The organism is Pseudomonas syringae CC1557 (assembly GCF_000452705.1).
In the GTDB taxonomy this organism is placed as follows: Bacteria; Pseudomonadota; Gammaproteobacteria; order Pseudomonadales; family Pseudomonadaceae; genus Aquipseudomonas; species Aquipseudomonas syringae_F.
Genome location: NZ_CP007014.1, coordinates 1,316,294 through 1,340,122, shown reverse-complemented (window position 1 = coordinate 1,340,122; position 23,829 = coordinate 1,316,294). Strand labels below are relative to the sequence as shown.

General features: G+C 58.9%; 11 protein-coding genes. 5 read left to right on the top strand and 6 right to left on the bottom strand.

Features of this window, described 5'->3' with window-relative positions; genetic code table 11:
• The first annotated feature begins 5 nt into the window (after nt 1-5).
• On the top strand, nt 6-4,838 hold the full coding sequence (locus tag N018_RS06280; RefSeq protein WP_025389113.1) for a M10 family metallopeptidase C-terminal domain-containing protein: 4,833 nt from the start codon (nt 6-8) through the stop codon (nt 4,836-4,838).
• Nucleotides 4,839-5,198: 360 nt separating this feature from the next.
• Here N018_RS06280 and N018_RS06275 read toward each other — a convergent pair whose 3' ends face one another.
• Nucleotides 5,199-5,513 carry a hypothetical protein gene (locus N018_RS06275; RefSeq protein WP_025389112.1) on the bottom strand — a complete coding sequence of 105 codons (315 nt, stop codon included), beginning with the start codon at nt 5,511-5,513 and terminating at the stop codon, nt 5,199-5,201.
• Between the two features lie 75 nt (nt 5,514-5,588).
• Here N018_RS06275 and N018_RS06270 point away from each other — a divergent pair, with 75 nt between their 5' ends.
• The 4 genes from N018_RS06270 (at nt 5,589) to N018_RS06255 (ending at nt 9,948) form a co-directional block, all read left to right on the top strand.
• Nucleotides 5,589-6,512 (top strand): LysR family transcriptional regulator, encoded by a 924-nt coding sequence (locus N018_RS06270; RefSeq protein ID WP_024643662.1) that lies wholly within the window; start codon nt 5,589-5,591, stop codon nt 6,510-6,512.
• 13 nt (nt 6,513-6,525) lie between these two features.
• Nucleotides 6,526-7,314, top strand: coding sequence for an alpha/beta fold hydrolase (locus tag N018_RS06265; protein WP_025389111.1), 789 nt, complete (start codon nt 6,526-6,528; stop codon nt 7,312-7,314).
• 136 nt (nt 7,315-7,450) lie between these two features.
• Complete coding sequence (locus N018_RS06260; protein ID WP_024675952.1) at nt 7,451-8,014, top strand: peptidylprolyl isomerase; 564 nt, start codon at nt 7,451-7,453, stop codon at nt 8,012-8,014.
• A gap of 101 nt (nt 8,015-8,115) precedes the next feature.
• The gene (locus tag N018_RS06255; RefSeq protein WP_024643659.1) at nt 8,116-9,948 is read left to right on the top strand and encodes an ABC transporter ATP-binding protein; all 1,833 of its coding nucleotides are present in this window, start codon (nt 8,116-8,118) and stop codon (nt 9,946-9,948) included.
• A gap of 241 nt (nt 9,949-10,189) precedes the next feature.
• Here N018_RS06255 and N018_RS06250 read toward each other — a convergent pair whose 3' ends face one another.
• The 5 genes from N018_RS06250 to fadD1 all read right to left on the bottom strand — a co-directional run bounded on the left by N018_RS06250 (nt 10,190) and on the right by fadD1 (nt 23,674).
• Nucleotides 10,190-11,317, bottom strand: a complete 1,128-nt coding sequence (locus N018_RS06250) for a GNAT family N-acetyltransferase (RefSeq protein ID WP_025389110.1) — start codon at nt 11,315-11,317, stop codon at nt 10,190-10,192.
• A gap of 40 nt (nt 11,318-11,357) precedes the next feature.
• Complete coding sequence (locus N018_RS06245; RefSeq protein ID WP_025389109.1) at nt 11,358-16,262, bottom strand: NEL-type E3 ubiquitin ligase domain-containing protein; 4,905 nt, start codon at nt 16,260-16,262, stop codon at nt 11,358-11,360.
• Nucleotides 16,263-16,382: 120 nt separating this feature from the next.
• On the bottom strand, nt 16,383-17,504 hold the full coding sequence (locus N018_RS06240) for a beta-ketoacyl-ACP synthase III (RefSeq protein ID WP_025389108.1): 1,122 nt from the start codon (nt 17,502-17,504) through the stop codon (nt 16,383-16,385).
• Nucleotides 17,505-17,755: 251 nt separating this feature from the next.
• Complete coding sequence (gene hrpA / locus N018_RS06235) at nt 17,756-21,667, bottom strand: ATP-dependent RNA helicase HrpA (protein WP_024643655.1); 3,912 nt, start codon at nt 21,665-21,667, stop codon at nt 17,756-17,758.
• 315 nt (nt 21,668-21,982) lie between these two features.
• Nucleotides 21,983-23,674, bottom strand: coding sequence for a long-chain-fatty-acid--CoA ligase FadD1 (fadD1, locus tag N018_RS06230; protein ID WP_024643654.1), 1,692 nt, complete (start codon nt 23,672-23,674; stop codon nt 21,983-21,985).
• Between the last annotated feature and the right edge of the window lie 155 nt (nt 23,675-23,829).

Genomic DNA, 23,829 nt, shown 5'->3' with positions numbered 1-23,829 from the left:
ACACCATGATATTCAACACAAAAGACTTCGGAGCACTGGGCGACGGCGTCACTGACGATACGGCAGCCATTCAGGCTGCGATCGACGCAGCCGCTGCGGCAGGCGGCGGGGAAGTGGTCATGGGGGCCGGAACATACGTCGTGTCCGGTGGCGAGGAGCCTTCTGACGGCTGCCTGATGCTCAAGAGCAACGTTACCCTGTCAGGCGCAGGCATGGGCGAGACCATCATCAAGCTCGCAGATGGCTCGGACACCAAGGTTACCGGCATCGTACGCTCGGCCTACGGCGAGGAGACTCATGACTTCGGCATGAAGAATCTGACGCTGGACGGTAACCGGGACGCCACCACCGGCAAGGTTGACGGCTGGTTCAACGGTTACATTCCAGGCTCTGACGGCAAGGACTCGAACGTCACTCTCGACAGCGTCGAAATCAAGGATTGCTCGGGGTACGGGTTCGACCCGCACGAGCAGACCGTCAACATGGTGATCAAGAACAGCGTATCGCATGGCAACGGCCTGGACGGTTTCGTGGCCGATTACCTGAGCGACAGCGTGTTTGAAAACAACGTTGCGTATGACAATGATCGCCACGGCTTCAACGTGGTCACCAGCACCCACGATTTCACCCTGAGCAACAACGTCGCCTACGGCAACGGCAGCACCGGGATTGTGGTGCAGCGCGGCAGCGAGAACATCCCCTCGCCCGCCAACATCACCATCACCGGCGGCTCGGTGTACGGCAACGGTGCCGAAGGCGTGCTGATCAAGCTGTCCAGCCAGGTGTCGGTCAGCGGCGTGGACATCCATGACAATGGCAATGCTGGCGTGCGCATTTACGGCAGTACCGGGGTGGACGTCTTCGATAACACGCTGAGCAACAACTCACTGGGCGCCCCGGTGCCGGAAATCATCATTCAGTCCTACGATGACACTTCGGGCGTTTCCGGCAAGTTCTTCAACGGCAGCGACAACCTGATTCGCGGCAACGTGATCACTGGCAGCGACAATTCCACCTATGGCGTTGCCGAGCGTAATGAAGACGGTACCGACCGCAACAGCATCGTAGGCAACACCATCAGCCACACCAGCAAAGGCCTGACCCTGGTGTACGGCGACGGCAGTTTCGCAGGCGATGCGTTTCCGCAAGTGACCGTGCAAGGCACTGAAGTAAACGACACCATCACCGGCAACGCGGCCAACGAGCTGATCTTCGGCCTGGCGGGCAAGGACACCCTCAATGGCGGCGCGGGCGACGACATTCTGGTCGGCGGTACCGGGGCCGACAAACTCAGCGGCGGCGCAGGTGCCGATACCTTCCGTTTCGATCAGTTGACCGACAGCTATCGAACGGCCACCACCAGCGCTACCGATCTGGTGTCTGACTTCGACATCAGCCAGGACCGCATCGACCTTTCAAACCTCGGCTTCACCGGGCTGGGCAGCGGCAAGGCCGGCACACTGAATATCAGCTACAACGCCAGCCTCGACCGCACCTACATCAAGTCGCTTGAAGCGGACGCCAACGGCAACCAGTTCGAGCTGGGGCTGAGCGGCAACCTGAAAGACACGCTGAATGCCAGTCACTTCGTTTTCCAGCGTGTCACGGAAGGCACCGCAGGCGGCGATACCCTGACCGGCACCGAAGGCAATGACATCATCAACGGCAATGCAGGCGTGGACCGCATCAACGGCGGCGCGGGTGCAGACACTCTCACGGGCGGTGCCGATGCCGACATCCTCACCGGTGGCGCCGGCGCTGACGTATTCGTCTACAACTCGCGGCTGGACAGCTACCGTAACTACACGGCCAGCGGCACCAAGCAGAGCGACACCATTACGGATTTCAACGCCGCCGAGGACCGTATCGACCTTTCCAGCATCGGCCTGCGCGGGCTGGGCGATGGCAGTGCCAACACCATTTACCTGTCGGTAAACGCCGACGGCAGCAAGACCTACATCAAGACCAACGCCGTCGACAGCACCGGTAATCGCTTCGAGATAGCACTGGAAGGCAACCTGCTCGACAAACTGGGCGCGTCCAGTTTCATCTTCTCTACCGCGTCGGCAACCAACCAGGCGCCGGTACTCAATACGCCGCTGATGGATCAGAACATCACCGAACAGAAGGCGTTTTCCTACGCGGTGCAGCCTGGCAGTTTCAGCGACTCGGACAGCACGTCACTGACCTACAGCGCGACCCTGACCGATAACAGTGCCCTGCCCGACTGGCTGAAATTCGACAGCAAGACCCTGACCTTCAGCGGCACACCAGGCGGCACGGCATCCGGGCTTTATTCGGTGCTGCTGACAGCCAGCGACGCAACGGGCGCGTCGGTGGCGGACAGCTTCGCCATCAACGTGGGCAATGTCGCGCCGGGCACGCTGTCAGGCACGCAAAACGCCGAAGCACTGTATGGCACCGAGGGTGATGACACCCTTCTGGGTCTGGGTGGCGACGACACGCTGCGTGGCGACACCGGTGCCGATATCCTCAACGGCGGAGCGGGCCGCGACGTCTTGTACGGCGGGGCCGATGCCGACACCTTCCTCTACAGCGCGCTCACCGACAGCTACCGCAATTATGAGGCTGGCGGCCTGACAGCCACCGACACGATCTGCGACTTTACCCCCGGCCAGGACAAAATCGACGTCTCCGCGCTGGGCTTTCTGGGGCTGGGCAACGGTGAAAACCACACGCTGTACATGACCCTCAATGAGGCGGGAGACAAGACCTACATCAAGTCCGCCATCGCCGATGCCGACGGCAATCGCTTCGAAATCGCCTTGAGCGGCAATCTGCTCGACACTCTGACCGAAGCGGACTTCGTGTTTGGCCAGCGTGAGGCTCAGGAGATTCTCTACCTGCCGACGTTGGGTCAATCCAACGCACGACTGCTGCGCATGACCGAAGACGACAACCAGTCCGGCACCTCGGAGATGGTCAAGGACCTGACCCGTTACACCGACTACGACGTGCGCAGCCAGTTCAACGATGCCAATGGCGATCCCGTTGACCTGGCCGTAGGCGGCAGCACCGTGGTGGGTTACTCGACCGGCACTCAGGAAGAGCAGCGTGTTTCGTGGTGGCTCACCGACACCGATCAGCCGGGGCCGGCACTGCTGCGCGCCACAGAACTGCTCAAGGCACAACTGGCGACGCTCAATGGTGTCGACAAAGTCACCACCGGCATTGTCTGGAGCCAGGGCGAAGAAGGCGCTCAGGAAATAGCCCGCGCCACCGACAAACAGGCGGCCGCCGACCTGTACAAGGCGTCGACCCTCAAGGTGTTCGATTACCTGCACGCGCAGATAGGCGACTTCACGGTGTATATGGTTGAAACCGGCCATTACCAGGCTGACGCAGCCAAGGCACGCGGTTACACCGACGAGAAAATCAGCGCCATCGTCGAAGGCGTGGGTTATGTGCGTAATGCTCAGGAAGCCATCGCCAATGAGCGCGCCGACGTCAAACTGGCGGTGGATTATACCGACCTGCCGTTGCGCTACGAGGTCAACCCGCTGGTTTATCCCGATGACGTCTGGCACCTGCATGAAGAATCTGCGGAGATCGTCGGTCAGCGACTGGCCGACTTTATTGCCAATGACCTGGGCTACAGCAGCAACCCCGCCGACAACAACAATCCGGCCGATATTGTCAGCGGCGGCCAGAACGAAGGGGGTCACATTTTCGGTACCAGTGACGACGACACGCTGGTCGGCGGTACCGGGAACGACATTCTGGACGGTGATCAGGGCGCGGATGACATGACAGGCGGCGACGGCAACGACATTTATGTCGTCGACAACGCACTGGACACCGTCACCGAGAGCAACGACTCAGCGTCGCAGATCGACGCCGTGGTGTCTTCCGTCAGCTGGATGCTGGGGGCGAACGTGGAAAACCTGTTGCTGACGGGCGTGTCTGCCATCAACGGCACCGGCAACGCGCTGAAAAACGTCATCACCGGCAACGCGGCCGACAATATTCTCAACGGCGGCGCGGGCGCTGACTTGCTCACGGGCGGTGATGGCTCAGACAGCTACGTGGTGGATGACGTGGCAGACCGGGTGGTCGAAACCGCGACGGACGCCAAAACCGGCGGCATTGATACGGTGTACAGCTCACTGGCGAGTTACACCTTGGGCGCCAATCTGGAAAAACTGGTAATCACCAGCAGCGGAGCCGCTAACGCAATCGGCAATGCGCTCGACAACGTGCTGTATGCAGGGGCTGGCGACAATGTTCTCGACGGCCGTGATGGCAATGACACGGTGTCTTACCAGGTCGCCACATCCGGTGTCACGGTTGCGCTGAACACCAGCGCTCAACAGGCCACCGGCGGCTCCGGGCTGGATACGATCAAGGGCACGGAAAACCTGATTGGCAGCCAGTTCGCCGACTCGCTGACCGGCAACAAGAACGCCAACATCCTGGTGGGTGGCGATGGCAATGACAGCTTGTCTGGCGGCGCAGGTGACGATGTGCTGGTTGGCGGTTCCGGTGCAGATACGCTGGTTGGCGGTACAGGCGCCGATCATTATGTATTCAGTAGCGCCAGCGACGTGGGCCTGGGCGCATTGCGCGACATCATCAACGGTTTCAAGGTAACTGAAGGCGACAAACTGGACTTTTCCGGCTTTGACGCCCGCCCGTTAACCGATGACGCGGACGCCTTCGTGTTCATCGGCAATGCTGCTTTCAGCGCCAACAACACAGGCGAGCTGCGCTTCGCCGACGGCGTGCTGTACGGCAACATCGACGACAGCGTGGGAGCGGATTTCGAAATCCAGCTGACCGGCGTACAGACCCTGCAGGCGGCCGACATCATCGTTTGATGGTGTCCATGCTCAGGGACTGAAACTACGCAGCTTCTCATTACCACGCTCCGCGTGGTAATGCATTTAGTGACGCTCCGCGTCACATCGCAGCCATGGAGCATCACTCAACCCGCCCCGAGATACAGGCAGCGCTAAAGCCTGAGACTCCTTTGCGCTTGATACCGCGCCGGGCCGCATATTTGTGACGCGGAGCGTCACGGAATGCATGCCCACGCGGAGCATTGGCACAATAGTCAGCTGCGCTTGTGAATTCCACCCGCCATAAACTCGCTTAAAAATCACCGTATCGATCAAAAACCGTCAATCCTCGCCACACCCCATTCATACATTTGTTTTATCCATCGTAGCGCTCTACTCTCACGCTGGCTGACAGGTGAGCCTGATGCGCAGTTTGATAATGCTGCGCTTGAAGCTGGATGAAACGTCAACGCTTTTGCCTGCACCGACCTGCACGCGCCGGGTACGTGGTGCTTCCGGGCCATTAATGAACACCACCGCACATTTGGCGTCTACGTCACCATAGTTATTGACTGTGATGGACCCTGTGTCGTGATAGACATCATGCGTGACGTAATCAATCTTCACCGCCTGATACTGCTTTTCCACTTCGATGGGGTAGGCAAAGGCGGCAACCGGGAACATGGCCAGCAGCACACAGCACAGTCGATTCATTTGGCAGTCTCCGGGACCAAATTGTCAGAATAGAACAACAGAACAACAGCCAGCGAATTAAAGAGGAATGACCGCATGAAAGCGCCCCGCGTGACTCTCGACCAGTGGCGCACCTTGCAGGCCGTAGTCGATCATGGTGGTTTTGCCCAGGCCGCCGAGGCCTTGCACCGCTCGCAATCATCCGTGAGTTACACCGTGGCTCGCATGCAGGAACAGCTCGGCGTACCGTTGCTGCGTATCGATGGCCGCAAGGCGGTCCTGACCGAGGCTGGCGGTGTGCTACTGCGGCGCTCGCGGCAACTGGTCAAGCAGGCCAGCCAGCTGGAAGACCTGGCGCATCACATGGAACAGGGCTGGGAAGCGGAAGTCCGACTGGTCATCGACGCCGCCTACCCATCGGCACGCCTGGTCAGAGCGCTGACCGCGTTCATGCCGCAAAGCCGTGGTTGCCGGGTTCGCCTGCGTGAAGAGGTGCTGTCCGGCGTCGAGGAAGTGTTGCTCGAAGGCGTCGCAGACCTGGCCATCAGCGGCTACGCCATCGCAGGCCATCTGGGTACAGAAATGAGCTCTGTCGAGTTTGTCGCCGTTGCCCATCCGGACCATGCCCTGCATCAGGCCAATCGCGAGTTGACCTTTCAAGACCTGGAAAGCCAGTTGCAAGTGGTGATTCGCGACTCAGGCAGGCAGCAGCCCAGGGATTTCGGCTGGCTGGGCGCCGAACAACGCTGGACCGTCGGCAGCCTTGGTACCGCAGCGACCTTTGTCAGCAACGGACTGGGGTTTGCGTGGCTGCCTCGGCACATGATCGAACGTGAACTGCGCGAAGGGCTGCTCAAGCCCCTGCCCCTCAACAAGGGTGGCAACCGCAACCCGACGTTCTATCTTTACTCCAGCAAGGACCGGCCGCTGGGCCCGGCGACACAGATTCTGATCGACCTGATCCGCACCTTCGACACCGCGCCATTGACCACAGCGCTGACGGCACCTCAACACGCCTGACAGGAGTAGGCAGATGGCTTTTTTCGAGCATGACGAGTGCACGCTGCATTACGAGGAATATGGTCAGGGCACACCGGTCCTGCTGCTGCATGGCCTAGGGTCCAGCTGTCAGGACTGGGAATACCAGATACCGGCGCTGGCCGCGCATTACCGCGTCATAGTCATGGACCTGCGCGGCCATGGGCGTTCGGACAAGCCTCATGAGCGGTACAGCATTCAGGGCATGAGCAACGACGTGGAAGCGCTGATCGAACACCTTCGACTCGGCCCGGTGCATGTGGTCGGCCTATCGATGGGTGGCATGGTCGGCTTTCAATTGGCAGTCGATCAGCCGAATTTGCTCAAGAGCCTGTGCATCGTGAACAGTGCCCCGCAGGTCAAGGTCAGAACGCCCGGTGACCTGTGGCAGTGGGCCAGACGCTGGACCCTGTCACGCGTCGTCGGTATGGCAACCCTGGGGCAGGCACTCGGCAAACGACTGTTTCCCAAGCCGGAGCAGGCCGAACTGCGGCGCAAAATGGCCGAGCGCTGGAGCAAAAATGACAAGCGGGCCTACCTCGCCAGCTTCGACGCCATTGTCGGCTGGGGTGTGGAGCACCGTTTGGCGCGCATCACCTGCCCGACCCTGATCATCGCCGCCGAACATGACTACACACCGGTATCGCTCAAAGAGGATTACGTGAAACGCATCCCCAACGCCCGGTTGGTGGTCATCAGCGACTCCCGGCATGCCGCGCCGCTGGACCAGCCCGAGCCATTCAACCGCACGCTGCTGGAATTCATCGAAAGCACCGAGGTCTGAAACCGTGTGCGGATGGGTCGCGCGCTGCATTGCAGAGCTTCGAACGCTGCGCAAGGCAAAAGCTGGGCAAAAAAAGCCAAACGTGTTTTCCTTGCCGGCCACAGTCGATATTTCTTACCGAAGGACGTGTTGCCACATGCTGAAAAAAATCGCTCTCACCGCCTGTACCGTACTGTTTGCTGCCAACCTGATGGCTGCTCCAGACAAGGCCACGCATGTGGTACTCGACACCAGCTTCGGGCAGATTGAAATCGAGCTGGCCGACACCAAGGCACCTCTCAGCACCGCGAACTTTCTGGGTTACGTGGACAGCGGCTTCTACAGCAACACGATTTTTCACCGCGTGATCCCGGGCTTCATGGTTCAGGGTGGCGGCTTTACTCAGCAACTGGTTCAAAAGCCCACCAAGGACCCGATCAAGAACGAAGCACAGAACGGCCTGCATAACGTGCGTGGCACCATCGCCATGGCCCGTACCTCGGACGTGAACTCGGCGACCAGCCAGTTCTTCATCAACACCAATGACAATGCGATGCTCGACAACGGCACCCGGGACTTCGGTTATGCGGTGTTTGGCAAAGTCGTCAAAGGTATGGACGTCGTCGACAACATCGTCAACGCCCGCACCGGCAACCAGAAAGGCATGCAGAACGTTCCCGTCGACCCGATCCTGATCAAGTCCGCCAAACGCGTCGACTGATCAGGAATCTGTGCCGCACGACGCCTTCGCGGCTCGTGCAGCGCGGACGGGACAGCCTCTACTTATCAAGGAGAGCCCACATTGCGTGGGTCTGATAGCCAATGCTTTATCGTCGTTTTGAAAAGCTGATCGACATCTTCAAAGACGCTCCTACCGCTGCCCCGCCCAACACCGTCTTCGCGTTCTACCTGTATTACCTGCGTCAGGTATGGCCGACCTTCACCGCACTGCTGGTAGTCGGGCTGATCGGTGCCTTGATCGAGGTGTCGCTGTTCAGCTACCTGAGCCGCATCATCGACCTGGCACAAAGCACACCGCCCAAGGACTTCTTCAGCATTCATGGCTCGGAGCTGATCTGGATGGCCGTCGTGGCCTTGCTGCTGCGGCCAATATTCGTCGGCCTGCATGACCTGCTGGTGCATCAGACCATCAGCCCGGGCATGACCAACCTGATTCGCTGGCAAAACCACAGTTACGTACTCAAGCAGAGCGTCAACTTCTTCCAGAATGACTTCGCCGGTCGGATCGCCCAGCGCATCATGCAGACCGGCAACTCGTTGCGTGACTCGGCGGTGCAGTCAGTGGACGCACTCTGGCATGTGCTGATCTACGCCATCAGCGCCATGGTGCTGTTCGCTGAAGCAGACTGGCGCCTGATGATCCCGCTGGGCACCTGGATCGTGGCGTTCATACTGTCGCTGATGTACTTCGTACCCCGAGTCAAGCAACGCTCGGTGGACTCCTCCGATGCGCGCTCCAGGCTGATGGGGCGGATTGTCGATGGCTACACCAACATTACCACTCTGAAATTGTTCGCCCACACCAACCATGAACAGCAGTACGCACGTGAAGCGATGCGTGACCAGACCGAGAAAAGCCAACTGGCCGGCCGTGTCGTGACCTCGATGGACACCACCATCACCACCATGAACGGCGTGCTGATTGTCACCACCACCGGGCTGGCATTGTGGCTGTGGACCCAGTCGATTATTTCGGTCGGTGCGATTGCGCTGGCTACCGGGCTGGTAATCCGTATCGTCAACATGTCCGGCTGGATCATGTGGGTGGTCAATGGCATCTTCGAGAACATCGGCACCGTGCAGGACGGTCTGGAAAGCATTTCGCAACCGGTCACGGTCAACGACATACCCGGCGCCCTGCCACTGAAGATCGATAAGGGTGGCGTGAAGTTCGATGGCGTCGATTTCCATTACGGCAATGGCAACGGGATCATTCACAACCTCAACCTGGACATAAAACCGGGCGAGAAAATCGGTCTGATCGGGCCTTCCGGCGCGGGCAAGTCGACGCTGGTGAATTTGCTGTTGCGCATGTACGACGTGCAAGGCGGCAGGATTCTGATCGACGGCCAGGACATCTCCGAAATCACCCAGGAAAGCCTGCGTGCGCAGATCGGCATGATCACTCAGGACACGTCACTGTTGCACCGCTCGATTCGCGACAACTTGCTGTATGGCAACCCGGACGCAACCGATGAACAGCTCTGGGAGTCGATTCACAAGGCTCGTGCCGATGAGTTCATCCCTCTGCTGTCAGACTCCGAAGGCCGCACCGGCTTTGATGCTCATGTCGGTGAGCGCGGCGTCAAACTGTCAGGCGGCCAGCGCCAGCGCATTGCAATTACCCGCGTGCTGCTCAAGGACGCACCGATCCTGATCATGGACGAAGCCACGTCTGCGCTCGACTCTGAAGTTGAAGCGGCGATTCAGGAGAGTCTGGAGACGTTGATGCAGGGCAAGACGGTCATCGCCATCGCTCACCGCCTGTCGACCATCGCGCGTATGGACCGCCTTGTAGTGCTGGAAAAAGGCCAGATCGCCGAAACCGGTACTCATGCAGAGCTGCTGGCGCGTGGCGGGCTGTATGCCAGGTTGTGGCAGCATCAGACGGGTGGGTTTGTAGGGGTGGATTGAATACAGGGAGGCTGCTGGCCTCTTCGCGAGCAGGCGAAGCGTCGCCCGGCTCGCCTCCACAAATCTTCAGGGGCAGTGATCCACTTGCTACTCTGGCTGCAGGTCCTGTGTACCCATGACTATCGTGCCAATGCTCCGCGTTGGCATGCATTTCGTGACGCTCCGCGTCACAAGTCTGCGCCACCCCGCACAATCAATAGCCTGTTCGCGAGCAAGGTATTCAAGGGCAGTGATCCACTTGCTACTCCGCCTGCCGATACGGCAACGCACTCCGTGCATCTTCTGCATACGCCAGCACGCCGGCTCGCTCCTGCTCCAGAAACTCGCTCACCGCATCCTTCAAGCCAGGGTGCATCAGGTAGTGCCATGAATGGGTGATCTGCGGTTCGAAGCCGCGAATCAGCTTGTGTTCACCCTGGGCGCCTGCGTCGAATCGCTGCAGGCCGTGGGCGATGGCGTAGTCCATGCCTTGATAGAAACAGGTCTCGAAATGCAGACGGTCGAACTCGGCCAGGCAACCCCAGTAACGCCCGTAGAAACTGTCATCGCCGATCAGGCTGAAGGCCATCGCCACCGGGCGTGAGCCTTGCAGGGCGATAACCACACGAATGGACTCGGGCATGCGCTCAGCCAGCAGGCTAAAGAATTCGCGGGTCAGATAAGGCGCCTGCCCACGCACCTCGTAGGTATTGGAGTAGCACGCATAGACGAAGTCCCACAGCACCTCAGTCATCTGCGCGCCTTCGAGCCATTCAAACTCGATGCCCTGCCCCGCCACTTGCTCACGCTCCTTGCGCATCTGTTTGCGCTTGCGCGAACTCAATGCATCAAGAAAGTCCTGAAAGTCCCGGTAGCCCCGGTTATGCCAGTGGAACTGGCAACCGATCCGCTGCAACCAGCCCGGCTGCGCTTCGAGCAAGGCATCGGCAGCCGGGTCGGTGAAGTTCACATGCGCACTCGACAGCCCTTCGCTCTGCAGATAAGCAGGCAGCTCGCTGAGCAACTCCATACCGCCCTGTGGTGTTGCAGACAGGATGCGTGAGCCGCCGACGGGACTGAACGGCACGGCCACCAGCAGTTTGGGGTAGTAGCCGATTCCGGCACGACGGCAGGCGTCTGCCCAGGCGTGATCGAACACATACTCGCCATACGAATGCCACTTTCTGTAGGCCGGCAATGCCGCCACCAACTGATCGTTTTCGTAGTGCAGCACATGCTCGGCACGCCAGCCTGATCGTGGCCCAAGACTGCCGCTGTCCTCCAGCGAGCTGAGAAACGCATGCCGCAGGAATGGCTGATTGCCGGGCACCAGCGCATCCCACTGGGCTGGCGCGACGGTGCCGAGGCTGTCGATTACGTGAACAGGCATGCAGGTTCCCCGATAGGCAGACAGGGGTGAAGAATATCTCTTATTGAGGCGTCATGTTCACCGCCTCGGCAATATGCCTGGAAAGACTGATCGCTAGGTCATTGACTGCTTGCCGACGCTCCTCGGAAATCAGCGCAATCTGATCAAGGTACTGCTGATCGGATTGCTCGTTCGGCGGCAGTTCATCCAGAGCATTGAGGCGCTGTAGGAAAGGCACCTTCGCCGGAGCGAAATCGCGATCGTAACGGGCCTCCAGGTAGCTGATCCAAAACTCCCTCTCAATCAGTGACTCGAAAAACGCCTGAGTCCCTTCACGTGCAATTATCTCGCTGTAGGCAGCGTTCAGATTAGCGTCGCTCACCCCTGCCAAATTCCTGAACAGCATGGTTCTGGACTGACTGGGCAATGCAAGCCGCTTCTGCAAGCCGGTGCGATAGGCCAGCCTGACTTCAGCTTCATCCACAGGTTCGTGTCTCGCCCGACGCAGCGCAATGTCCCTGCGGGCAATTTTTTCCACCTGATCCAGACGATCCAGCCCCCGGGTTAGTCTGAACATTTCCTCAGGCTGTGCGATAGCTGTCGTAGAGGACATGATCGAGAGCATACGGACACGAACTTCCATGTCTCCGAATATCAGCGCCAAACCGTCGCCGCAGGTTTGAGGATGGGCGGCAAGATCGAACAACTGCATGCGCAGTTCACTGTTTGCAGTGGCCGCCTCTATCATCGCCCAGACCCTCGTGGTGAGGTCTTCACGATCATTGAGAAAATCGGCAGAAGAGGCCAGGTCGCTCAGCACCTGAAAGAAATCAGCCGAGCCGGGGCTGGCCAGCAAACCCTGCCAAAGCTCCATCCGGGCAGCCAGCTGTTCCCCACTCGAACCAGCAAGCCAGATGGCGTTGGCAGGCGCGTCCTGAAGACTGTGGTTGGAGTGGCTGATACCCAGGCGAGGTCGCAACCTGCTCTCGCGAAACAGTCTGATCCGCTCAAGCGTCGCCGCACTCAGCGGGTTGCCATTCAAATGTATACGCATACGATTTTCGTTGAGGGAGTGAGGCAGATTCGCGAGTTCCTGGGCAGTTATCTCCGAGATACGGTTATCGCGCAGGTCGAGACGAATCAGATCAGTACTGCGCCAGTTCCACTGAGGCAACATTTCGATCCCGGTCGCACGTAAAAACAACATGCGCAGAGAGTTGACCGCAGCCAAACGTGAATTTGGCCCGATGGAACAAAAATTGAGGTCCAGAACCTCCAATTGGTGCAGGTTCTGCAAAATGGCGTTGGAGGCTTCTGTCCAGACAAGAGGGTTATGTCTGAGTGACAACTCTACGAGCTGGGTCATTCTCCCTACCGACTCCGGGATGACTTGCAGGTCATTGAAATCCAGAACCAACGACTGCAGGCTTTTGAATTTACCCAGAAAAGCGTCGACTGTTGAAGAATTGAGCCGCATGTTGCCGGCTTTCAGAGCCACCACATGGCTGAAGTCGGCCGATATATCGGGCATGTTTCCCACCCGCAGATTATCCAGATCAAGCATGTACCCCAAAAAATCACCCTGATGGTTTCTGCACCGAGCGCTCAGTCTTTTCCAGCAACTCTTGATTCGCATCGCCGCCGCCTCTCGCGGTCTGCGCTGCGAGGATAACGCCGCCTCCGCGACCCAAGCGTCCAGAGTGGTTTGAAGGTTATGCAACTCATCGGTGAGGCGGCGTAGTTTCTGTCGAACGAAACTCGCTGACTGCGAGGCGGGCCCGGTGTGTTCGGCCCGCAACTGGTCAAGAAAGCTTGAGACCTCTGCATCGGAAAAATCCGGGTACAAACCTCTCACCGCAAGCTCGGGCGAATGGCTGGACGCGCCAATACCGAGCCGGCGAAAGAAACCACGCAAACGCCCGCTCAAGGGATAGCCAATACGGCCATCGGGCAACCTTTGCGGCCACTTGATACCTGGCCTGACAGGCTGTATGCGCAGAATGCCAGCTACCCGGTCGCGCCGATCAGATGCCATACGCCTCAACAGACTGCGCAGTTGCTGCTCGTCTGCATTCAAGGGCAGCTCGATACTGCTGCGCACCTCATCAGGAAGGATGTTCAGCAAGGCGCTGAAAAAACGCGGATTGACTTCACCGAGAGAATCGCCTGAAGGATTGAAAGACTGGAATCCTTTTTCGGTTTTGACAAGAATCCGGTGCATAGCCGTGGCCTGGTCGCTTCCGATGCTCGATATTTCGTCCCCCTCCAGAGTGTCTCGCAGAAGATCGATTGAAATGTCGCCACGCCAACCGGGTACGTACTGCAGCACGCCAAGACCTGCCCTATAAGTGTCCGGATTGTCGGTCGAGCTACGGTAAAAACCCTCGTTAGCCCTGTTTATCCGTAATTGTTGCTGATACTCGCGAGCGTGCTCGGCAAGCGTCAGAGGAATGCGCTTTGTCGAAGCCATTTGTGTTTTTTCGGCTTCGCTCGCCATGTCGATGATTTCAAGGGCAACGCTGCTCGGCAGGCTGCTGAAGTCACGCTGGATCAATTCGACCAGCGGATCGCCGGTGCGACTCTTAAGCGCATAGACCCCATCAATCAATCGTTCCACATGGCGCTGGGCGTAATCAGCCAGATAATTTTTCAGCGCCCTGACCTGAACAGCTTTATCTGTGCTGCCACTCCCGGTCAGAAGGGTGATCTCACCCGGTGTCATCCCGTCCAGCAACTGGCCGAGAACCTGCGAAAGGTCGCTTGTCGGTCCCACCACATGGGATGAAAGTGTCATGTGCGAACCTGTGTTCCAGGCATCCAGCATGACGCCGTCTGCGTCGATCAATAACAACCCTCGCGCCTTCTGCCAGCGCGGCGACGACACCAGCAGCTTCATCCATGGCTCTATGTGTGAGACGGACACAGCCGACAGATCTTCTGCATTGAGGGTGTCAATGCAGCCTTGCAACTCCCGCTCGATCTCCACACGCTGGATGGCATCCCTCAGCAGAGCCGGAGGCTGGTAGTTTTCGACGTGGATCTGGCGCAGCAATGCCTCGTTGCTGCCCGTGATACGCAGGACCTTTCGGACCTCATCCTCGGTGAACGCGTTACACGTGGCATTCAACCGCTTGAACGCCGTGACCTCATCCCACCCCATGGGGTTTTCCCATTCATGACGCCAGGCACCGGCACCATTGTGCGTCAGCCTTGGCGAGTAAGAGCGCTCGTTGGATGGGTGTTTGATACGCCAGTAAGCGCGGGACGCGTCCGGCTCGACGCGATACAGCTTGCCGCCGAGTGGCAGCCACATCTTACCGTCGTGCTCGTAGAGCCCCAGAGCGTCGAGGCTCAAATCCTCTGGCAACCTGACCGGATCTGCAAAAGCATCCACAGTCGGCTTCCCGAGACGAACGGAGCCATCCACCCTCTTTTGCACAAGGCTTTCAATGAACATCGACGGCTCCAGCGCATTCACCGCGCCGATAACTGTGCCCACAACCAGCATCTGGGCAACGTTTTCGCCAATGTTGTAAACATGCTGCATGGCCTCTTCATGCTCGCCGTGCGTCCAGTCTTCGTAAGCGACAAATACTTCACTGGCCAGCTGATAGAGCGCTACCAAGGCCATGACTTCACCCAGCACCGGCACAAAGAGCCCCGCGGCATTGAGCAGGTTCATACCGTTATTTTTCAGGCTTTCAAGCAATGCATCCTGAGCCTGCTGATCCACGTGCGCGGAAGGCACCGCGATTGCCCGCGAATCGCCGTAGGTTTTGCTCAGCAAGTGCTCATAAAGCAATTCAAAAGGCGGCTCCGAAAATGACTGCGCCTTCAGCACCAGGTCAGCATTGACGTCCAGCGTTCGATTTTTCGCAGGATAGAGCCGTGATTCGAGCCTGGTGAAGAATTCCGGACTTTGGCTCAGACTGATGAAACGGCTGAAATAGTGCCTGTAGGTATCGCTGTCGAACGCTTGCACAAGGCTGGCGTTAAAGGCCCTGATCGAAGCGTACTGTTTGATCGGATGTGAAGGCTCCGAAGGCATGTAGACAAGGCAAGGCCCACTGTCAGGATCGGGAACATCCTGCTGGATCAGCAGAGCTCCGTGTAACAGGCAACCCGAAAACGCATAGGTATCGAGCATGTGCAACTGGCAATAGCGCAACCCCTTACCGTCCCATTTTGGCTGGACAGCAGACTTCACGGCATTCAGCAGCATCTGATAGGCCGCGTCGGTGATGTCGCCCTTCATCAGGGCAAGGTGCGCGAGCACCTCGACAGCATCACGCTCACTGTCGATAAAAGCACTGGCAACCGCCTTCGCTGCGTCAGGACTGGCAGGCTTGAATACGCTGTCCAGATGGGTCTGGTACTGGCTCCCCAGATCCAGCTCATGGCAAAAATCAGCGAACTGCTCAAGGCTGATGTCCTGGCGGTCATGGTATTCCACCTTGTACCTGCGTTGAGCGGCGTCGATCAGCCAGTAGCGCAAACCACCGGTGCGCAGAATGGCCGAGTAAGGGTCGAAACGGCTGCGGTTGCTGAGGGCAAAGTTCTGTAACGCCGCCTGCAAAAGCGTCTGCTCAAGGGGAGCGGGTTTCCAGGCGCTGTCGTAGCGCCAGGTCATCAGTTGGAAGGCTTCAACATCCAAGGCAAGTTTGAAGCGCTCGAAAAACGCTTGCGAAAGCACAGGTGCGGCGAACGCCTGTGCCGATAACAGGCGGTTGCGCACGGGTTCCAGCGCTTGGGCCGAACGCCGGGCTTTCTGCTGGCTGGCATGCAATGCCTGGCGCAATGCCGCCGGCGCGCTCGAATACCAGGCAGGCAAATTGACCCTGATGAATTCGGCATTTGGATGTTCGGCGTCGAATGGCGCAGAGTCGAGCTGGTGCGGGGTCGCCAGGGAAGCAGGCTCGTCAGGCGATGCTTGTGTTTCCGGCGTGTTGTATTGGGTGGTTAACATGGTCTGTACCGATGGTAGCTTCTTGAAAAGCCAACACGATAAAGACCCTATGGCCCGCCCATGACATAGCGGGATATGACAAGCAGCGCTTGCCGCTCAAGCGCTGCCCATCGACCGCCATCAACGCTTGCGCAGGATCACGCTGCCAATCGAGTAACCTGCACCGAACGAACTGAGCACCGCCAGCGCACCTTTGGGCAAGTCATCCTGATACGTGTGAAACGCAATGATCGAACCCGCCGAACTGGTGTTGCCATAGGTGTCGAGAATCACTGGCGCTTCTTCGACCGTGGCATCACGCCCCAGCAGTTTTTTGGTAATCAAGTGGTTCATGCTCAGGTTGGCCTGGTGCAGCCAGAAGCGCTGAACGTCACTGATGTTGATGCCGTTGTCCTGCAAATGCGTGCTGACCAGTTCGGCCACCATCGGGCACACCTCACGGAACACCTTGCGCCCTTCCTGCACGAACAGCTTGTCCGGTGCATTCTGGCCTTGATCCGAGGTGCGATTGAGAAAGCCGAAGTTGTTGCGGATGTTGTTCGAGAACTTGGTCAGCAGACGGGTGCTGACGATATCGAATTGATTAGGCGAGGTGGCGAGGTCTGCCCGCTCGACCACCACGGCGGTCGCGCCATCACCGAAGATGAAATGACTGTCGCGATCACGAAAATTCAGATGCGCAGTGCAGATCTCCGGACTGATCACCAGCAACGCACGCGCCTGACCCAGCTGCACGCTGTTGCAGGCCGTCTGAATACCGAAAGTGGCCGAAGAACAAGCCACGTTCATGTCGAAACCGTAGCCTGCAATACCCAGCGCTTCCTGAATCTCGATGGAGATCGCCGGATAGGCACGCTGCAGGTTGGAGCAGGCAACGATCACGCCATCGATGTCTGCGGCCGTTTTTCCAGCGCGCTGCAACGCCTGTTCGGCGGCGGCAACCCCCATCTGGCAGAGGATCGACCATTCGTCATTGCTGCGTTCCGGCAGGTTGGGCTTCATGCGCTGCGGATCGAGAATGCCCTCCTTGTCCATGACGAAGCGGCTTTTGATACCCGACGCCTTCTCGATGAACGCGGCACTGGATTCGCTGAGCGCTTGCACTTCGCCGCGCTCAATGGCGGCTGCGTTCTCGCTGTTGAACTGCGCAACCCAGGCATTGAAAGACTGCACCAGCTCTTCGTTGGAAATGCTGTTGGCCGGGGTAAACAGGCCTGTGCCGCTGATGACGACGTTGTGCACGGTCGTTCCTCTTTTATTAAGTTGCATCTTATTGAGTGGCAGGCAGTGACCTGCTCAGGCATCTGGAGGCCCACGCTTGACTGGGACCAACGTGCCAGTACCGATATAAAAGCGGCTCACAAGAACGAGCAGCATTTCATGACACGGTGAAGACAGGCGCGGAGTGTGCCATAGAGCCCGGTTTTGGCGCTATCGGCCAATGAATATCGCCTCGATAGCCATCAGCTAGCCACTTGCTGCACACCCCAGTATCAGCCCTCTACCTGACTCCACTGCTTGCTCAACCGTTTGTCAGACACCGGCATCCGGGTGCCCAACTGCTGAGCGAACAGCGAGACGCGATACTCTTCCATCCACCAGCGATACAGCGCCAGTTCCGGATCACGCTTGCCTTCCTGTGCATGCTTGTCGGCCCGCGCCTGATACTGCGCCCAAAGGCCGGCCAGTTCGATGCTCCAGACCCGGTCCTTCTGCACCTGACCCGGCAGTTTTTCCAGACGCATTTCGATAGCCCTCAGGTAACGTGGCAACTCCTTGAGCCAGACAGCCGGTGTTTCACGGACAAAGCCGGGGTACACCAGTTTGCCGAGCTGCGCCTTGATATCGTTCAATGCCACGGCCTGGGCCAAGTCGATCTTGCCCTTGAAACGCTTTTGCAGACCGTGCCACAGCTTGAGAATTTCCAGGGTCAGCTTCGCGAGCCGCTCGGCGTGTTCGGTCCAGTCGGCACGCTTGCGCTCGGCCAGCGACAGCAAGCCTGCGCCATCACGCGGCAGTTCGGCTTCACCTTCCAGCACGCAACTGTCGAGACTGGCCAGCAGGATGTCTTCGACCAGTGCATCAATGCGCCCAAGCTCGCGATACAACAAGGCCAGTTCGGTCTGCACCGGCAACTTGTTGCGCAGAAACTTCGCGGGCTCGGCCAGTTGCTGCAACAACAAGCGCTGCAAGGCACGCCGATGCTGATACTCGGCTTCCGCCTGAGTGGAGAAGCGGCCTTCCTTGACAGTACCGCCCTCTTCAACCAGCGCCGGATAGACCGTCATCGACAGCCCGGCAATGTTTTGCTGAGTCTTCTGCGCCACCGGGGCGAAGACCTTGGCCTCCACCGGCTGCTGATGTTTCGCGCCTTGCGGCACCGCCAGCGCCGCCTGACTGGCTTCCGCGAAACGCGCTGTCAGTTCAGCCAGATCACGCCCTTCACCGAGAAACTTGCCGTTACCGTCGACGATTTCCAGGTTCATCTTCAAGTGGCCTTCCAGCTGCTGAGCAGCCTCGGCCCAGGCTTCGTCACTGACCCGCGCGCCGGTCATGCGCAGCAACTCACGGCCCAACGCCTGGGGCAGCGAGCCGTCGCCGAACGTGATGCGTTGCAGGGCCGCCTTGATGAAGTCCGGAACTGGCACGAAATTCTTGCGCACGGCCTTGGGCAGGTTGCGAACCAGCGCAATACATTTGGTTTCCAGCAAACCTGGCACCAGCCATTCAAGACGCTCGGCAGGTAACGACAACAGCAGGGGCGCTGGCACCCGCAAGGTCACGCCATCGCGTGGGTGATTGGGCTCGAAGTGATAGCTCAGCGACAGGCTCAAATCGCCCAGACTCAGGGTGTCCGGGTATTGCGCGGCAGTCACTTCACTGGCTTCGCGGGCCAGCACGTCCTCTTCGCGCATGATCAGAAGTTGCGGGTTCTTCTGGCTTTCGGTCTTGTACCAGCTGTCGAAGGTGGCCGTCTGGTGAATCTCGGCCGGAATCCGCGCTTCATAGAAGCTGTACAACGTGTCTTCGTCGGCCAGAATATCGCGACGTCGAGCCTTGGCTTCCAGTTCGTCGAGTTGTTCCAGCAGGCGGGTATTGGCAGTCAGGCATTTGGCCCGGGACAAGATGTCGCCGCGCACCAGCCCTTCACGAATGAACAATTCGCGCGATACCACCGGGTCGATAGGCCCGTAATGCACCGGGCGACGGCCGACCACGATCAGGCCGAACAGGGTGATCTGCTCGAACGCAACCACCTGCCCGCGCTTCTTCTCCCAGTGCGGCTCGAAATGGTTCTTCTTGATCAGGTGCCCGGCCAGCGGCTCGATCCAGTCTGAATCAATCTTCGCGACCATGCGCGCATACAGCTTGGTGGTTTCCACCAGTTCGGCAGCCATCAGCCACTGCGGACGCTTCTTGCCCAGCCCGGAAGACGGGTGAATCCAGAAGCGTCGTTGCCGCGCCCCTAGGTAGTCGCCCTCGTCGGCCTTTTGCCCGATCTGGCTCAGCAGGCCCGACAGAATGGCTTTGTGGAATTTCGGGAAATCGGCCGGTTCCTTGTTGACCGTCAGTTGCAGGTCGCGACAGATCAGGCTCAGTTGTCGATGGGAATCACGCCATTCGCGCAGGCGCAGGTAATTCAGAAAGTTGCGTCGGCACCAGTTGCGCAACGGGCTGGCCGTCAGGGTCTGGCGCTGCTCTTCGAAGCCGCGCCACAGATTGACCAGCCCGGCGAAGTCAGAGTCGGCGTCTTTCCATTGCGCGTGGGCCTGATCGGCAGCCTGCTGGCGCTCGGGTGGCCGCTCGCGCACGTCCTGCACGGACATGGCGCTGGCGACGATCAGCACTTCTTGCAGGCTGCCCTGCTTCGCGGCTTCCAGCAGCATGCGCCCCATGCGCGGGTCCACCGGCAAGCGCGCCAATTGACGGCCCAGCGGGGTCAGCTGATTCTCGCGATTGACCGCCGACAGCTCCTGCAACAGGTTGAAACCGTCGCTGATCGCCTTGCCGTCCGGCGGCTCGATGAACGGGAAATCAGTGATTTCGCCGAGCCGCAGGTGCAGCATTTGCAGGATCACTGCCGCCAGGTTGGTGCGCAGAATCTCGGGATCGGTAAATTCCGGCCGACCGATGAAATCCTCTTCGCTGTACAGGCGCACGCAAAGCCCGGGCTCGACACGCCCGCAACGGCCTTTACGCTGGTTGGCGCTGGCCTGGGAAACCGCTTCGATCGGCAGGCGCTGAACCTTGGCGCGGTAGCTGTAGCGACTGATGCGCGCCGTGCCGGTATCGATCACGTAGCGGATGCCCGGCACGGTCAACGAGGTTTCGGCGACGTTGGTGGCCAGCACCACGCGACGGCCGGGATGCGACTGAAAGATGCGCTGCTGTTCGGCAGGCGAAAGGCGCGCGTACAGCGGCAGAATCTCGGTGTGTCTGAGCTGGGCCTTGCGCAGCATTTCGGCCGCATCGCGAATTTCGCGCTCGCCGGGCAGGAACACCAGTACATCGCCGGGGCTCTTGCGCTCGCTGCGCTCAAAGGCAGCCAGTTCATCCAGCGTGGCCAGAATCGCCTGATCGACGGTCAGGTCGTCTTCGACGCTGTTGCCCTCTTCGTCCTGCTCGCTGGTCAGCGGGCGATACCAGACGTCGACAGGAAACGTACGGCCAGACACCTCGATAACAGGCGCATCGTTGAAGTGCTCGGAAAAGCGCTGCAGGTCAATGGTGGCCGAGGTGATAATGACCTTGAGGTCCGGGCGACGCGGCAACAGGGTTTTCAGGTAACCCAGCAGAAAGTCGATGTTCAGGCTGCGTTCGTGGGCTTCGTCGACGATGATCGTGTCGTAGCGCTCAAGAAAGCGGTCATGCTGGGTTTCGGCCAGCAGAATACCGTCGGTCATCAGCTTGATCAGGGTATTGCTGTCGCTTTGATCCTCAAAGCGCACCTGGTAACCGACCAGAGCGCCCAGCGGCGTACCGATTTCCTCGGCGACCCGGCTGGCAACGCTGCGTGCGGCGATCCGGCGCGGCTGGGTATGCCCGATCAGACCGTGCTGCCCGCGACCGATTTCCAGACAGATCTTGGGTAACTGGGTGGTTTTGCCCGAGCCGGTTTCGCCGGCAATGATCAGCACCTGATGCTTGAGCAACGCCTCTTTGATTTCATCGCGCTTGGCGGCGATGGGCAGGTTGTCGTCATAACGAATCGCCGGCACGCTTTCACGCCGCGCCGTCACCTGTGCGCACGACGCTTGAACCCGAGCCACCCACTGCGCCAGCTTCACCTCGTCGGGTTTCTTGCGCAACTCATGCAACTGGCGACGCAGACGATGGCGTTCACTGATCATCGCTTGGTCAAGGTTTTTCAGGAGTTGGTCGATAGAGGGCGATTCGTCGGTCATCAGGCGCGCAGGGTCTTTTTTCAAATGGCAGGTGCGGATTGTCGCAGATTGCGGTGGGTCGTGGGAGCGACCGTGCTTAATCGGTCGAGGTGGTATTACTTCAGCGGATAACTATCGTTCCCACGCTCTGGTAATGCATTTCTGGACGCTATGCGTCCGATCCTGAATGCGCGGCGCAACGCAGACTTGTGACGCGGAGCGTCCCGAAAGGCATTCCTACGCCGGAGCGTCCCGAAAGGCATTCCTACGCGGAGCGTTGGAACGATAATCAACGCAGAGTACTGACATGAGAGTCGTGTTGGCTTATGTAGCGCTCTACTTCTTCACACCCAGCTTTTTCATTTCCTCATCACGCAACTCGCGACGCAGGATCTTGCCGACGTTGGTGGTGGGCAATACATCGCGGAACTCAACGCTACGCGGGACCTTGTAACCGGTCAGATTGGCGCGCATGTGTTCCATGACTTTCTCTTTGGTCAGCGTCACGCCGGGCTTGGCGACGACGAAGACCTTGATGCTTTCACCGGACTTCTCATCCGGCACACCGATTGCCGCACATTGCAGTACGCCGGGCAGCGTGGCGAGTACGTCTTCCAGCTCGTTGGGGTAGACGTTGAATCCGGAGATCAGAATCATGTCCTTCTTGCGGTCGACAATCCGGATGTAGCCATCTGGCTGGATGATCGCGATATCGCCGGTCTTGAGCCAGCCTTCGGCATCCAGCATTTCGTCAGTGGCGTCCTGGCGCTGCCAGTAGCCTTTCATGACCTGCGGCCCTTTGATGCACAGCTCTCCGCGCTCACCGAACGCAACCTCGCTGCCCGCATCATCAATGACTTTGCACAGTGTCGAAGGCACCGGAATGCCGATGGTGCCCATCTGAATGTTCTGGATTGGATTGACCGTCGCCACCGGGCTGGTCTCGGTCATGCCGTAACCTTCGCAGATCGGGCAGTCGGTGACCTGCTTCCAACGTTCGGCAGCGGCCTGTTGCAAGGCCATACCGCCGGACAGCGTGACTTTCAGCGCTGAAAAATCAAGATTGCGGAAGCCCTCGTTATTGCACAGCGCCACGAACAGCGTATTGAGGCCGACAAAACCGCTGAACTTCCATTTCGACAGTTCCTTGACCATCGCCGGCAGGTCACGCGGGTTGCTGATCAGGACGTTGTGGTTGCCAAGCAACATCATTGCCATGCAGTGATAGGTAAAAGCGTAGATGTGATACAGCGGCAGCGGCGTGATGAGGATTTCGCAACCCTCATTGAGGTTGGAAGCCATCAGCGCCCGGCACTGGAGCATGTTGGCGATCAGGTTGCGGTGGGTCAGCATTGCCCCTTTCGCAACCCCGGTGGTGCCGCCGGTGTATTGCAGCACAGCAACATCTGCGGCAGCGGGCGCTATATCGGTAACCGGCTGGCCACGGCCCTTGGCAAGGATGTCGTTGAACCTGATGGCCTGCGGCAAGTGGTAGGCCGGAACCATTTTCTTCACATACTTGATGACGCTGTTTATCAGCAAGCGCTTGAACGGCGACAAAATGTCGGCCACTTCGGTGATGATCACTGTCTTGATCTGGGTCTTGGGCACGACCTTTTCGGCCAGATGCGCCATGTTGGCCAGACACACCAGCGCCTTGGCGCCGGAGTCGTTGAACTGGTGTTCCATTTCCCGCGCGGTGTACAGCGGGTTGGTGTTGACCACGATCAAGCCGGCGCGAATGGCACCAAAAACGGCGATCGGGTACTGCAACAGGTTGGGCAGTTGCACGGCGATACGGTCACCTGGCTGCAGATCGGTGTACTGCTGGATCCAGGCCGCGAATGCGCCGGACAGCTCATACAACTCGCCATAGGTGATGGTCTTGCCCAGATTGCTGAATGCCGGTTTGTCGGCGAAACGCTCGCAGGACTGCTTAAGGACCGCCTGGACATTGGGGTACTCATCGGGATTGATATCGACGGGGATACCGGACGGGTACTTATCCTTCCAGAAGTTTTCAATCATTCAGCCGGCTCCATAGCGATAGCGAATTCTTCACATCGCTTGAAGCGATGATTTTCTTGTGTTTGGAATTATGCAGTAGACGCTTTTTCCGCTTTATGACTGATCAAAAAGCGCGCCGAGAGTAGCAGCTTTGCCAAAGGCCGACTAGGGGCAAA

Excerpts from the sequence above, each read along its gene's own strand:
- N018_RS06255 (WP_024643659.1), top strand. The coding sequence starts at position 8,116 with ATGCTTTATCGTCGTTTTGAAAAGCTGATCGACATCTTCAAAGACGCT.
- N018_RS06265 (WP_025389111.1), top strand. The coding sequence starts at position 6,526 with ATGGCTTTTTTCGAGCATGACGAGTGCACGCTGCATTACGAGGAATAT.
- fadD1 (WP_024643654.1), bottom strand. The coding sequence starts at position 23,674 with ATGATTGAAAACTTCTGGAAGGATAAGTACCCGTCCGGTATCCCCGTC.
- N018_RS06250 (WP_025389110.1), bottom strand. The coding sequence starts at position 11,317 with ATGCCTGTTCACGTAATCGACAGCCTCGGCACCGTCGCGCCAGCCCAG.
- N018_RS06275 (WP_025389112.1), bottom strand. The coding sequence starts at position 5,513 with ATGAATCGACTGTGCTGTGTGCTGCTGGCCATGTTCCCGGTTGCCGCC.
- N018_RS06270 (WP_024643662.1), top strand. The coding sequence starts at position 5,589 with ATGAAAGCGCCCCGCGTGACTCTCGACCAGTGGCGCACCTTGCAGGCC.
- N018_RS06280 (WP_025389113.1), top strand. The coding sequence starts at position 6 with ATGATATTCAACACAAAAGACTTCGGAGCACTGGGCGACGGCGTCACT.
- N018_RS06260 (WP_024675952.1), top strand. The coding sequence starts at position 7,451 with ATGCTGAAAAAAATCGCTCTCACCGCCTGTACCGTACTGTTTGCTGCC.
- hrpA (WP_024643655.1), bottom strand. The coding sequence starts at position 21,667 with ATGACCGACGAATCGCCCTCTATCGACCAACTCCTGAAAAACCTTGAC.
- N018_RS06245 (WP_025389109.1), bottom strand. The coding sequence starts at position 16,262 with ATGTTAACCACCCAATACAACACGCCGGAAACACAAGCATCGCCTGAC.